At 59.3% G+C, this 13,458-nt stretch carries 9 protein-coding genes and 1 riboswitch; of the genes, 8 read left to right on the top strand and 1 reads right to left on the bottom strand.

The genetic code is table 11. The features are described from left to right. Positions 1–109 precede the first annotated feature (109 nt). Together fusA and CPA54_RS03855 are read left to right on the top strand one after the other, a co-directional pair. On the top strand, positions 110–2,221 hold the full coding sequence (fusA, locus tag CPA54_RS03860) for an elongation factor G (protein WP_043559890.1): 2,112 nt from the start codon (positions 110–112) through the stop codon (positions 2,219–2,221). Between the two features lie 105 nt (positions 2,222–2,326). After that, a riboswitch (Fluoride riboswitch) is annotated at positions 2,327–2,415 on the top strand. 45 nt (positions 2,416–2,460) lie between these two features. Beyond that, the gene (locus tag CPA54_RS03855; protein WP_408902138.1) at positions 2,461–3,792 is read left to right on the top strand and encodes a voltage-gated chloride channel family protein; all 1,332 of its coding nucleotides are present in this window, start codon (positions 2,461–2,463) and stop codon (positions 3,790–3,792) included. A 142-nt stretch (positions 3,793–3,934) separates the two neighbouring features. On the opposite strand, the gene CPA54_RS03850 is transcribed toward CPA54_RS03855, so the two are convergent. Beyond that, complete coding sequence (locus CPA54_RS03850) at positions 3,935–6,727, bottom strand: phosphoenolpyruvate carboxylase (RefSeq protein WP_249085548.1); 2,793 nt, start codon at positions 6,725–6,727, stop codon at positions 3,935–3,937. 196 nt (positions 6,728–6,923) lie between these two features. Between CPA54_RS03850 and CPA54_RS03845 the strand changes: the two genes are divergently transcribed. The 6 genes from CPA54_RS03845 (at position 6,924) to CPA54_RS03820 (ending at position 13,453) form a co-directional block, all read left to right on the top strand. Beyond that, positions 6,924–8,180, top strand: a complete 1,257-nt coding sequence (locus CPA54_RS03845; protein WP_249085547.1) for a DUF445 domain-containing protein — start codon at positions 6,924–6,926, stop codon at positions 8,178–8,180. A gap of 148 nt (positions 8,181–8,328) precedes the next feature. Then, on the top strand, positions 8,329–8,823 hold the full coding sequence (locus CPA54_RS03840) for an SUF system Fe-S cluster assembly regulator (RefSeq protein ID WP_249085546.1): 495 nt from the start codon (positions 8,329–8,331) through the stop codon (positions 8,821–8,823). Further along, complete coding sequence (sufB, locus tag CPA54_RS03835) at positions 8,798–10,279, top strand: Fe-S cluster assembly protein SufB (RefSeq protein WP_086441718.1); 1,482 nt, start codon at positions 8,798–8,800, stop codon at positions 10,277–10,279. Before CPA54_RS03840 ends, sufB begins: the two co-directional genes overlap by 26 nt. Positions 10,280–10,282: 3 nt before the next feature. After that, on the top strand, positions 10,283–11,053 hold the full coding sequence (gene sufC / locus CPA54_RS03830) for a Fe-S cluster assembly ATPase SufC (protein WP_043559896.1): 771 nt from the start codon (positions 10,283–10,285) through the stop codon (positions 11,051–11,053). Then, positions 11,050–12,249, top strand: a complete 1,200-nt coding sequence (gene sufD / locus CPA54_RS03825) for a Fe-S cluster assembly protein SufD (protein WP_249085545.1) — start codon at positions 11,050–11,052, stop codon at positions 12,247–12,249. The genes sufC and sufD overlap by 4 nt, the downstream gene beginning before the upstream one ends. Beyond that, the gene (locus CPA54_RS03820) at positions 12,242–13,453 is read left to right on the top strand and encodes an aminotransferase class V-fold PLP-dependent enzyme (RefSeq protein ID WP_043559898.1); all 1,212 of its coding nucleotides are present in this window, start codon (positions 12,242–12,244) and stop codon (positions 13,451–13,453) included. Before sufD ends, CPA54_RS03820 begins: the two co-directional genes overlap by 8 nt. Positions 13,454–13,458 lie beyond the last annotated feature (5 nt).

Here is a 13,458-nt window from a genome sequence, read left to right as displayed (position 1 = left end):
CCGGGGTGGCTCTGCCGGGGTAGTCTGTTTTTCTGGTATTCATACAGGGCCTGATGAGGGTGCCCCGGCGCAGGCGGTGGCACCTTTCCTTGCATTTTGGAGGTTTCCCGTGACCGACGACAGCGTTCAGGGCGCGAAGTCCGCTCTCTCAAAGATTCGCAACATCGGTATTACCGCTCACATTGATGCCGGTAAGACGACAACAACAGAGCGTATGCTCTATTACACCGGTATGTCCCACCGTATCGGTGAAGTGCATGACGGGAACACCACAACCGACTACATGGAGCAGGAGCGTGAGCGCGGCATCACCATCACGTCTGCTGCCGTGACCTGCGAGTGGGACGGCCACCGCATCAACATCATCGACACCCCTGGCCATATCGACTTCAACATCGAGGTGAACCGTTCCCTCCGTGTGCTCGATGGCGCCATCTTCGTGATTGAAGGTGTGGCTGGCGTGCAGCCGCAGTCCGAGACCAACTGGCGTCTGGCTGACCGCTACAACGTGCCCCGCATCATCTTCATCAACAAGCTGGACCGTACCGGTGCCGACTTCGACTACGCCTTCAGCACACTGAAGGAGAAGCTGGACATCGTGGCCATCCCGCTTCAGCTGCCGATCGGCTCTGAAGAGAACATGGTCGGTGTGGTGGACCTGGTGGAAATGCGTGCCATCGTCTGGGAAGGCGGTGAGCTGGGCGCCAAGTTCCACTATGAAGAGATTCCGGCCGACATGAAGGAGCGTGCCGAGGAAGCCCGCCAGAACCTGCTCGATACCGCCCTGAGCGTCGATACCGCCGCCATGGAAGAGTATTTCGAGAAGGGTGAGGTGGATGTCGCAACCCTGAAACGCTGCATCAAGAAGGGCACCATCGCTGGTGAGTTCCGTCCTGTGCTGTGCGGTACGGCCTTCAAGAACAAGGGTGTGCAGCCGCTTCTGGATGCCGTGGTTGATTATCTGCCAGCACCGGACGAAGTCGAGGGCATCCGTATTGCTCCGCCGGAAGACAAGGAAGTTGACGAGAGCTTCCTGCCGATCATCCCGGTGGACCCGGAAGGTAAATTTGCTGGTCTGGCCTTCAAGATCATCTCCGACAAGTACGGTACACTAACCTTCGTCCGTGTCTATCGTGGCGTGCTGAACACGGGTGACACCGTATTGAATACCACCAAGGGCACGAAGGAACGCGTTGGCCGCATGTTCCAGATGCACGCTGACAAGCGTCAGGAAGTGAAGTCTGTTGGTGCTGGTGACATTGCTGCCTTCGTTGGTCTGAAAGATACCGTGACAGGTGACACGCTGGCCGATGCAGCTGATCCGGTCATTCTGGAGCGCATGCAGTTCCCGGTTCCGGTGATCGACATTTCTGTCGAGCCGAAGACCAAGGACGCCGTCGAGAAGATGACGCTGGCTCTCCAGAAGCTGACAGCCGAAGATCCGTCCCTGCATCTGCGGACAGACCAGGAAACGGGTCAGACCATTCTTTCCGGTATGGGTGAGCTGCATCTGGACATCATCGTGGACCGTCTGCGCCGTGAATATGGCGTTGATGCCAACATCGGTGCCCCGCAGGTTGCTTACCGTGAGACGATTACCCAGTCCCACACCGAGACCTACACCCACAAGAAGCAGTCTGGTGGTTCCGGTCAGTTCGCTGAGGTGAAGATCACCTTCGAGCCGCTGACGGAGAAGGGTGCCGAGGAGATTCTGTTCGAGAACAAGATCGTCGGTGGTGCCGTGCCGAAGGAATATATCCCGGCTGTCGAAAAGGGCGTGCGCATGCAGTCCACGACGGGTGTGCTGGCTGGCTTCGATACGGTGGGCTTCAAGTTCACTCTGGAAGACGGTAAGTACCACGACGTTGACTCTTCGGCTCTGGCCTTCGAAATCGCTGCCAAGGCCTGCTTCCGTGAAGGTATGAAGAAGGCCGGTCCGGTCATTCTGGAGCCGATCATGGATGTGGAGATCACCACGCCGAACGATCACGTCGGTGACGTGGTGGGTGACCTCAACCGTCGTCGTGGTATCATCCAGAACCAGGAGACCTCGGGTTCCACGGTTCTGATCCGCTCCCAGGTGCCGCTGAAGGAAATGTTCGGGTACATTTCCCATCTGCGTTCTGCCACGAAGGGCCGTGCGTCCTTCACCATGCAGTTCCACCACTACGAGCCGGTGCCTCGTAACGTGCAGGATGAGATCATCGCAGAGCGTAGCTGATACGTTCCCTGCTGACTGTTCTGTGAGGGAGGCCCTCCGCCAGCGTGCTGGCGGGGGGTTTTCTTTTTGCGTCTGCTTGACAGGTATTATGGGATCGTGTTTTTGAGAGGGAACGGTGATGGATTGCCACCGGGTTCCTTGTGGGCCGAACCGCCACCCGGTTGCCGGGGAAGGCTGATGATTCCTGCCAACAGAATCCCTCGCAGTGATCGGTGAGGGTGCGTTAGGGGGAATTTGTCATGTTGTTTTTCCAGAAAAGCGTTTCTTTTTTGTCCCGTCTGTTTCAGTGGTTCTGTGTACTGGTACCGCTGGCAGTTGTGGTGGGCAGTTTTTGCGCTCTTTTCCTTTGGATGCTGGAATGGGTGACGCAATACCGGTTTGACCATCCTGACATTCTCTATGGATTGCCTGTCGCCGGTGTGGCCGTGGCCCTGTCCTATTACTGGTGGGGCGGTCGTGCAGGAGGCGGTAATAATCTCATCCTTGATGAAATCCACAAACCTTCGGAAGGGGTACCGCTGCGCCTGGCCCCGCTTGTGTTCATCGGGACAGTGGTCAGTCACCTTTTTGGGGCATCCGTGGGGCGTGAAGGCACTGCCGTGCAGATGGGTGGAAGTCTGGCCAGCAGTTTTGCCCGACTGTTCCGGCTGGACAGCCGCAACACGAGCATTCTGCTGACAGCTGGTGTAGCCTCCGGCCTTGGCGCCGTGTATGGCACGCCCATCACGGGGGCGATCTTTGGTCTGGAGGTCCTGACCCTTGGTACGTTGGAGTATTCTGCTCTGCTGCCTGTGGCTGTCACGTCCATCATTGCGGACTGGACATGCCATCAATGGGGGATACATCATGCGGTCTATCCCGTTACATTCAGGGGATTGGCAGCTCCAGGGCAGACGCCTTTCCATGTTGATGCCCTGCTGTGGGTAAAGGTTGCTGTGGCGGCTGTGGCTTTCGGGTTTGCCAGCCGTGCCTTTGCAGAGGGTGTGTACAGGCTTGGTCCGGTCATCAAGAAAATCTGTCCGACACCCTGGTTGCAGCCAGCCATTGGCGGTCTCGTGACCATTCTGCTGGTCTGGCTGCTGGGAACACGGGATTATTTGGGCCTTGGTGTCGTGGCACCGGAGGCGGGCGGAGCGTCCATCGTCAACTTTTTCAGCACGACCCATTATGAGTGGAGCTGGCTGCTGAAGCTGGTTTTCACAGTCCTGGCTCTTGCCACAGGCTACAAGGGAGGAGAGGTTACGCCTCTATTCTTTGTAGGAGCTGGACTGGGAAATGCCCTTGCACCGGTGCTCGGTGTGCCTGGTGATCTTCTGGCCGGTGTGGGGATGGTGGCCGTGTTCGGTGGAGCCGTCAATACGCCTCTGGCCTGTACGGTCATGGGGGTGGAGCTGTTTGGTGGGACGAACATTGTCTATTACGCCACGGGCTGTTTCATCGCCTATCTCTGCTCAGGGCATACGGGGATTTACCTGTCCCAGAAAGTGGGGGTGCCCAAAATATGGCGACCTGATTTTGTCCCTGGTATAGCGCTGCGCCGTACGAGGGAAGGTATCTGGACAGAAGACTGAACGTCTCCAGAATGGATGGAGAGGAACGTGGGAAGAGTGTGGATCGTCTCCGTTTTGCAAGTCTGTGAGGATAGAAAAAGGGCCTCTTTCCACTGGGAAGGAGGCCCTTTTTCATGGTCGTGTTTCGCCTGATGGAGGAATGTCAGCCGAAGCAGTGATTGGCGTGCATGATGGCCACGCCGACCTCCCGGAGCAGGTCGAAGGCGTTTTGCAGTGGCTGGAATATCTCCCGATGCTCACGGGCAAAGCCCTGTGCCACAGCAGCGCCACCCGGTTCACCGAAATCGAGATCGGCAATGCTGGGGGCCGTGATGGGGAAGAGGTCATCCAGCAGGCGGAGAGCCCGTGGCACATCAAGACACAGGATGAGTGTCGTGATGGCTTCCCGTGTCAGAGTACCACGGGGACCGAAATAGGGGATGTGTGTTCCCAGGGTCCAGATGCGGTCCATCAGAGCAAAGCGGATGACGTGCAGGAGCTTTTCATCCACATCCATGCGAGGGGCTTCAGGCCATGCAGAGCGCAGGGCGATATCTTCCCTCTGGATGCGCCGGAACAGGGCCGGGACGCTCTTCCAGAATTCCAGCTCCTCAAGGTCACGGGCAATGTTGAGGAAATGGACCCGATCATCAGCATTGTCGCAGTCAGCAGCCCGGTTCAGCCATGTACCGGGGTCCAGCTGATGGATGGTGGCCCGGAGGACATCAAGGTCTGAATGGTTCAGAGCCTGGGAGGCAAAATCCATAAGCTGGCGGAAGCGGGGCGAGCTGTGACGCAACCGTTCAAACTGCTCTGTATGGCGGCGGGCAGCACTGCCGAGACCATGCAGGACATTGGCCCACCAGCCCAGCTGCTGGAGAATGGCATTGTTGGGGATGGCCCGGATCTGGCTTGGATGGGTTATGCGTGTTACCCGTGCTGTATCGGACTGACGTGCAGAGGGGCGGGAGCCGGTCTTGTCCACCAGCGCAGGGCCGAAGGCGCTGAGGAGGGCGGTATAGCCCGGGTCGTTCACCAGGTCACCCATCTTCAGGGCGATGGTGGAGAAGAAGTCCATGGCGAAATCGGGTTTGCTGAAAAGTGGATCATTCAGCTTGTCAGCCGCAATGGGCTCGCCCTGGGCTGCCACGAATTCAGCCAGCGTTGCAATGGTGGAGGCCGCCAGCCTGTCCGTACCGAAGGCGAGGTAGCCGTCCCCTCCCTGAAACGCAGCTTCAACCCGGCTTGCAATGCCCGCCTTGTGCAGCGCCTGCCTTGTGTTGGCCGGAGAGAAATATTCCAGACGCTCTTTCAGGCTGAAAGGATGGGCACCGCGGCCAATGCTTTCACCATGGGTATCGAACATGGTCAGGGCGATGTCTTCCAGCCCATGTTCTTTCATCAGCTCCAGTGTCCGCAGGCGCAGGCGTTCCACCATGGGGCCGGCCGCCAGCTGGCCGACATAACGCCCGGAATCCGAATAACCGAACTGGAGGGACAGGCGCCCATTGGCCCGGAGATAGGCCCGCCAGTGTGGTGAGCGGAAGGCTTCCTCCAGAATCTCGGCACCGTTCTCCAGAGCCGTTTCCGTTTCGAAGAGTGGGGAAATCTCGATCTGGTCATCACGGATGCCAAAGAGCCGGGCCAGCCACAGCGTGGCCAGCAGGGTGTAGCCGCTTTCCGTCTCGGCAATCAGGAAGCGGATGGGGGAGCCGGAATCCACATGTTTGAGGATCTGCGCCATCGTCATCATCAGGCGTGAGGCGGCACTGGGCTCTACCAGCAGGGCCCCGAAATCGATGGCCAGCGGCTTGAGGTCATCCATGGCGGCATCAATATGGGAGAGAAGCGCCCGACGATGGAAAGGCAGGGTCGGATCATCTGTCAGGCCCAGCCTTGTACGGGCCACGTTGTAAATCTGGGCTGCATTGAGGCGGGTATGGATGTGGGACAGTCCAAGCCCGTGATTGAGGAACCCCGTGCGCATGACATCCAGCCGATGGGCTTTTTCACCATCCAGCCGGGCTGCCTCCTCACGGAAGAGAGGGCGTAGCTCATCAGCATTGAGCAGGGCCGTTTCCCGCAGGTCGATGAGGACATGGGCGAAGCGGGCGATGTCTTCCGGTTTCATGGTCTGGCCGGGGACAGAGCGGGGGCAGATGTCACGCTGCTTTTGCGTGGCGGCAAGGGCTTCGGCCACACGCCGGCTCAGTACACCTTCTTTCAGCCCGATCTGTTCCAGTCCTTCAAGCAGACGTTCCAGCTGGGCAATCTTGAGGCCAAGACGGATGCGGATGGTGTCCCACCAGCCAATGTCATTGCGGCCATCCGTATCAAACCCGACCCAGCTGGCCAGCCGGACAGGGGCAGGGGTCATCTCGTTGGCTTCAGGCCAGCGGCGACGGGCTGTCTGGAGGATCTCCATGGTAAGGCTGTCCAGCGCATCCCGCCCACGGGTGATGGCAGCCAAGGCAAGAGACTGTTCTTCATCCAGTGTTGGAGGCGCACTGCGGCGATGCGTCGGCAGGGTGGGAACAGGGCAGGACGGATCCTCCGCCCGACGGGCCAGAAGTTCGTACACATCATTGGCCAGAGCGAAGGTGGGATGAGCGGTGAAGACAGCAGCAAAACCGGTGACGGAGAGGTCATCCGGTGTCCGTGCCTGTGCGACAAGCTGCTCGGCGACCTTGCGCAGCCGGGGCTCCGGCGGGCATTCGGCTCCGTCATGCTCCAGCCCTACATACCGGCGCAGGGCGTCGGCCCGGGTCATGAAGTTGCGGTCCCGTAACAGACGTACGGTCTGACCGATTGCTTCCAGACCATTTTCCGTACCTGCCTTTTTCGCAAGGGAAATGATCAGGTTGGAAAAATCATGCGGAGAGTATGTCAGCGCAGTGGTGCAGGATTCAATCAGTTCAGCAGGCGATGCGTCAGTCTGGGAGGCGCAATCTGGCATGGGGAACAGTCTCGCTTGTCTTGGTCTCATATGGGCCGGGAACGGTGTGGCTCCATCGCCGGCGTGATCGTTCCTGTATAGGCTCAATTGTGATAAAGCGCCAAGTCTTGTTAATAAGAAGTGCTTTCTGTTCGGCCTGCCTGAAGTTGGCAGGAGGGCGGCAACCAACGGTCATGCAGGAGGGCAGTCCATCGTCATGTTTCTTCCGGTGAGGAAAAACGGGGTCTCTCTCTGGGCAGGCCTGTTGCTGGTGGGGACGTCCGTGCTGGCTGTCATCAGCCGTCTGAGTGTCTGGCAGAAGCTGTTTGGCCCCTCACTCTGGCTGGAAATGCTGCGGGCTGGCAGCCAGGCGGGTGTCGTGGGGGGGCTTGCAGACTGGTTTGCCGTTACGGCCCTGTTCCGGCATCCTCTTGGGCTTCCCATACCGCATACGGCCATCCTGCCACAGAGAAAGGCCCAGCTGGGGGATGCGCTGGGCCGTTTCATGGCTGAGCATTTCCTGACAGAAGAAGAAATGCTGCGCCTGCTGGAAGGTGCTGATCTGCCAGCGGCCTTGGCCCGTCTTCTTCAGAAAAAGGAGACGGAAGAGGTTCTGCTGCGTCACCTTCGTGGTCTGGCCCCGGCGGTGCTGGAGCGCATCGGGGATGGACGGGGAGGCTCTTTTCTGGTCACCCTCTTTCCGACCCTAATGAAAAGGGATGACGTTACGGCACTTGTCATCCGTGCCCTGAGAGCCATGGTGGATGAGGATATCCATCAGGAAGTCTTTTCTTTCTTTCTGGCGCAGTTCAAGGAGTTGGTCAGCACGAAGGAGGATGACCTGCACCGGTTTGTGGAGAGGCGGGTGCGTGAGCAGGGGGGGCGGCTGGTTGGCTGGGCCATCGGGGCCTCGGTGGCCACGCAGGTGCTGACAGCCCTGAAGGCGGAGCTGGGCCGGGTGGACCCCATGGATTCCGATATCCGGCATGGGTTTACACGCTGGGTAAAACGGAAAATCCAGGATCTGGACGATGACCCGGAGAGCGCCCGTCAGCTCATGGGCAGCATCACGTCTTTTTTCGCACACGAGAGTGTGAAGGAATGGGGTGGCGGTTTGTGGCGGCGGCTCTGCCTGATGGTGGAGGAAGATAGTCGGCGGGATGATGGGTTGAGTACGCAGGCACTGCGGACTGCCTACCAGCAGCTGACGGGGACGCTCCTGCAAAGGACAGACCTGGCCAGCCAGCTGGACAGGGCGGTCCGGCAGGCTATCGTGAAATCCCTGCCGCAGATGCGGAAGAATGTAGCGGGGATGATTGCCCGTGTTATCGGACGCTGGGATGCCAAGAGCCTGTCAGTCCGGCTGGAGGCTGGTATCGGGAAAGATCTGGCCTATATTCGTGTCAATGGCACTGTCGTCGGCTTTGTGATAGGTGCCGTGCTGGAGGGGCTGCTTGTCTGTCTTGTTCCGTGATTGGGTATTTTTTAACAAAATATGAAAAACGCTTTATCCTGGCGGCACATAAGGCTTGACCATCGGGAAAATATGGGTCACTCCCTTGAATGGGGACCTATTGGGTCTTAAATAGAGAATCATTGATATAGGATGTAGGTTTTTCATTGTGCTGAGACTGTCCAAACTGGCTGATTATGCGACCGTTGTTCTCGTGCGTCTTGGTGTGCGTGGTGATCTGGCCACGGCAGCGTCTTTGGCGCAGGAGACGGGGGTGCCAGAGCCAACAGTTGCCAAACTGTTGAAAGGGCTGGCAGCAGGTGGGCTGGTTGTCTCTTTCCGTGGTGCCCGGGGCGGCTATCGCTTGGCCGAGGAGCTGGCCGACATCTCCGTGGCCCGGGTCATCAGCGTGGTGGATGGTCCCATCTGCGTGACAGCCTGCTGTGATGGCAAGGAATGTGCACATGGTGAGACCTGCGGTCTGTCCGGGCAGTGGGATATGGTCAATGCAGCGGTCCGGCAGGCCCTGGAGACCATCACTCTGGCCGATATGGCCAACCCCGATCTGAAATTCGATCCGTCCTCTGCCACATCGGTGGAAGTGACAATGCATAGGCCTGAGGAACAGGGAGAATGTCATGCCGGCTGTGTCAGAAACCCGTGAAGCGGTCGAGAAACTGGCAAAGTCCAATTACGAATGGGGCTTTGAGACCAATGTGGAGATGGACCTCGCCCCGAAGGGGCTGAATGAGGACATCGTCCGGCTGATTTCTGCCCGCAAGAAAGAGCCGCAGTGGATGCTGGACTGGCGGCTGAAGGCCTTCCGTGCCTGGCAGGACATGAGCGAACCGGACTGGGCGAAGATCAAGCATCCGCCGATCGACTATCAGGACGCCCATTACTTCGCCCAGCCGAAGAAGAAATCAGGCCCGAAGAGCCTTGATGAGGTCGATCCCGAACTGCTCAGGACATATGAGAAGCTCGGCATCCCCCTGCATGAGCAGGAAATGCTGGCCGGCGTGGAAGGGGCAGGGCAGAAGACACCCGTTGCTGTTGATGCGGTGTTTGACAGCGTGTCCGTGGCCACGACCTTCCGCAAGACCCTGGCCGAGGCCGGGGTGATTTTCTGCCCGATTTCCGAAGCCATCATCGAGCATCCCGAGCTGGTGAAGAAATACCTGGGCACGGTCGTGCCAGTGGCGGACAATTTCTTCTCGGCCCTGAACTCGGCCGTCTTTACCGATGGTTCCTTCGTGTACGTGCCCAAGGGGGTGCGTTGCCCGATGGAGCTGTCCACCTATTTCCGCATCAATGCCCGCAATACGGGGCAGTTTGAGCGGACGCTGATCATTGCCGAGGACCAGGCCACTGTTTCCTATCTGGAAGGCTGCACGGCCCCGCAGCGTGATGAGAACCAGCTTCATGCCGCCGTGGTCGAGCTGGTGGCGATGGAAGATGCCTTCATCAAATATTCCACGGTGCAGAACTGGTACCCGGGGGATGAGAACGGCAAGGGCGGCATCTACAACTTCGTGACCAAGCGGGGCATCTGCAAAGGTGATCGTGCCCGCATCTCATGGACACAGGTCGAAACCGGTTCTGCCATCACGTGGAAGTATCCGTCCTGCATTCTGGCGGGGAAGGGTTCTGTTGGTGAGTTCTATTCCGTTGCGGTGACGAACGGACATCAGCAGGCCGATACGGGTACGAAGATGATCCATCTCGCCCCGGATACACGGTCCACCATCGTGGCGAAGACCATATCCGCCGGACAGTCGGACAGCACCTATCGTGGGCTTGTCCGGATGCAGCCCAAGGCTCGCAACGGTCGGAACTTCACGCAGTGTGACAGCCTGCTGATCGGTGACCAGTGCGGTGCCCATACGGTGCCTTACATCGAGAGCCGCAACATGAGTGCGCGCATCGAGCATGAGGCGACGACATCCAAGATTTCTGAGGACCAGCTCTTCTACTGCCGGTCCCGTGGTTTTTCAGAAGAAGAAGCTGTTGGCCTGATCGTGAACGGTTTCTGCCGGGAAGTCCTCAAGGAACTTCCGATGGAATTTGCTGTGGAAGCACAGAAGCTGCTTCAGATCAGCCTGGAAGGGAGCGTTGGTTGAGCTATGAGTGATTTTCTGAAGATTGAGGGGCTGAAGGCCCAGATCGATGCTGACGGCACCCCCAAGGAAATTCTGAAGGGTCTGGACCTCACGATCCCCAAGGGAGAGGTTCACGCCATCATGGGGCCGAACGGCTCTGGCAAGTCCACGCTCTCCTATGTTCTGGCGGGGCGTGAGGATTACGAGGTGACAGGTGGTTCCGCCCATTTCAAGGGGCAGGACCTGCTGGAGCTGGAGCCGGAAGAACGTGCGGCACTGGGTGTGTTTCTGGCCTTCCAGTCCCCGGTGGAACTGCCCGGTGTCAACAACGCCAACTTCCTGCGGACGGCAGTAAACGCCGTGCGCAAGGCCCGTGGTGAGGAGGAGCTGGATGCCGTGTCCTTCCTCAAGCTGGCACGGGAGGAAACCAGCCGCCTTTCCATGTCCGGCGAGATGCTCAAGCGGGCCGTGAATGTCGGCTTCTCCGGTGGTGAGAAGAAGCGCAACGAGGTGCTCCAGATGCGCCTGCTCAAGCCTTCTCTGGCCATTCTGGACGAGACGGACAGCGGGCTGGACATCGATGCGCTGCGTATTGTGGCGGAGGGTGTGAACTCCCTGCGTGGGCCGGACTTCTCATCACTGGTGATTACCCATCACCAGCGTCTGCTGGAATATATCGTGCCGGACCGTGTGCATGTCATGGCGCACGGACGCATCATCCATAGTGGCGGCCCGGAAGTGGCAACACTGCTGGAAAAACAGGGCTACAAACAGTTTCTTGAGGCGGCAGCGTGAGTGAGAACAGTGCAGCAGCCTGGCAGGCCCTGACGGGGCGTGCCGGAGAGCGTGCAGCCCTGCTGGGAGCGGAAGGGCTGCCAACACGTCGGGTGGAGGCATGGCATTACACGCCACTCCAGTCCCTGAACGGGATTGCCTGGCAGGAGGCTCCAGCCCTTGAAGCCGCCACCGTGAAGCAGCGTGTGGAAGGCCTGAACCTGCCAGAGCATGATGGCCTGCTGGTCTTTGCCAATGGCCGTTTCTGCAAGGAGCTGTCCCACCTGCCAGACTGCATGGACGTGCAGGAATATGGTGACGGTTCTGCCGTGCAGCCGCTGCTGGCGGGGCGTTTCTCTGCCGGTCTGAATGCGGCCCTCCGTCAGCCGGGGGCACGGCTTCATGTTCCGGCCGGGACGGATGCCGGGCTGATCGTCATGGTCAGCCTGACGGAAGGGGATGGCGTGTCCACCCATCTTCATCACAGTGTCACGCTGGATGAGGGGGCGCAGCTGACCCTGCTGGATGTCCAGCTTGGCACGGGGCAGTATCTGACCAATCCGCAGGTGGATGTCCATTGTGCGGACAAGGCGCATCTCAGCCACATCACGCAGCAGGCTGAAAGCCATGAGGCCGCCCGTCTGGCCATTGTCGGGGCCTGTGTGGGTGAGCGTGGCAATTATGACAGCTTCACGCTCAATCAGGGGGGCGTGCTGGCCCGTCAGGAAGTCGTCACCCAGCTGTCTGGCCCGTTCAGCAACACGAACGTCAATGCGATCCAGCTTGTCGATGGTGCCCGGCTGAATGACCTGTCTTCCATGATCCATCATGCGTCACCGGACTGCACGTCCCGCCAGACGGTGCGGAGCGTGCTGTCGGAAAACGGACAGGGTGTCTTCCAGGGGAAGATTCTGGTGGACCGGATCGCCCAGAAGACTGATGGCTACCAGATGAACCAGGCCCTGCTCCTGTCCGAAAAGGCACAGATGAACAGCAAGCCGGAGCTTGAGATTTACGCTGATGACGTCAAGTGCAGCCACGGTGCGACCGTCGGTGCGCTGGATGAAGACCAGCTTTTCTATCTCCGCTCCCGTGGGGTCCAGGAGGAGCAGGCCCGTGACATGCTGGTTCAGGCCTTCCTTCTGGAAACGGTGGAACTGGTGGAGCATGAAAGCCTGCGGGACTATCTGCTGAAAGCGTTGCCCGGCCATGTCTGATAACGTGCGTGCCCGCTTCCCCATCCTGTCCGAAACGGCTCATGGCCGTCCGCTGGTCTTTCTGGACAGCGCAGCCTCTGCCCAGAAGCCGGACTGTGTCATCGAGGCGATGAGCGAAGCGGCACGGCACTGTTACGCCAATATCCATCGTGGTCTGTATGACATGAGCGAGCGGACCACGCAGGCTTATGAAGCCGTGCGTGATGATGTGGCCCGGTTCCTCAATGCGGCGGACCGGCGGGAGATCGTGTTTACCAAGAACAGCACGGAGGGCCTCAATCTGCTGGCCCATTCACTGGGCAGCCAGCTTAGGCCCGGGCAGGCCGTGCTGATCTCCGCTCTGGAGCACCATGCCAACATCGTGCCGTGGCTCATGCTGCGGGACAGGCTGGGCATCGAGCTGCGTGTGGCCCCCATCAATGCGGATGGGGACATCGATCTTGCCGCTTATGAAGAGCTGCTGGGTGATGGCCGTGTTGCGCTGGTTTCCGTCACGCACATGTCCAACGTGCTGGGGACCATCACGCCCGTGAAAAAGCTGGCGGAGCTGGCCCACAGGCACGGGGCGAAAGTCATCGTGGATGGCTCCCAGTCCATCGTCCACCGCAGGGTGGACGTGCAGGCTCTGGGGGCGGATTTCTTCGTCTTTACCGGCCACAAGCTTTATGGGCCTACGGGTGTCGGCATCCTCTGGGGCAGGCTGCCCCTGCTGGAGGAGATGCCGCCTTTTCTGGGTGGAGGGGACATGATCCGCTCCGTCTCGTTCGAGAAGGCAAGCTGGGCCGATGCGCCGCACAAATTCGAGGCTGGCACGCCCGCCATTCTGGAAGTGCTGGGTCTGGGAGCCGCCATCCGTTTCGTGGAGGAGCTGGGGGCAGACGTGATTGAAGCACATGAGCGTGATCTGGTCTCTTATGCCCAGAAGGTGCTTGAAAAGACGGATGGTGTGAGCATCATGGGAAACCCGGTGGAGCGGGGCGGTGTCTTCTCACTTCAGGTGGAGGGGGCACACCCGCATGATCTTGCCGTGCTGCTGGACCAGCAGGGCATTGCCATCCGGGCCGGGCAGCATTGTGCTGAACCGCTGATGCAGGAGCTGGGCGTGCAGGCAACCGCCAGAGCCAGTTTTGCCATTTATACGACACGTGACGAGATAGACGCTCTGGCCCACGGCATTGAGCGTGCGCGTGCCTTACTTGCGTGAGGATG

The sequence above is a fragment of the Parasaccharibacter sp. TMW2.1890 genome (genome assembly GCF_023337645.1).
Classification (GTDB): Bacteria; Pseudomonadota; Alphaproteobacteria; order Acetobacterales; family Acetobacteraceae; genus Bombella; species Bombella apis.
This window is presented reverse-complemented; position numbering and strand designations above follow the sequence as displayed.

Coding starts and splice junctions, on each gene's coding strand:
- CPA54_RS03845 (WP_249085547.1), top strand. CDS start 6,924: ATGTTTCTTCCGGTGAGGAAAAACGGGGTCTCTCTCTGGGCAGGCCTG.
- sufB (WP_086441718.1), top strand. CDS start 8,798: ATGCCGGCTGTGTCAGAAACCCGTGAAGCGGTCGAGAAACTGGCAAAG.
- CPA54_RS03820 (WP_043559898.1), top strand. CDS start 12,242: ATGTCTGATAACGTGCGTGCCCGCTTCCCCATCCTGTCCGAAACGGCT.
- sufC (WP_043559896.1), top strand. CDS start 10,283: ATGAGTGATTTTCTGAAGATTGAGGGGCTGAAGGCCCAGATCGATGCT.
- CPA54_RS03855 (WP_408902138.1), top strand. CDS start 2,461: ATGTTGTTTTTCCAGAAAAGCGTTTCTTTTTTGTCCCGTCTGTTTCAG.
- CPA54_RS03850 (WP_249085548.1), bottom strand. CDS start 6,727: ATGCCAGATTGCGCCTCCCAGACTGACGCATCGCCTGCTGAACTGATT.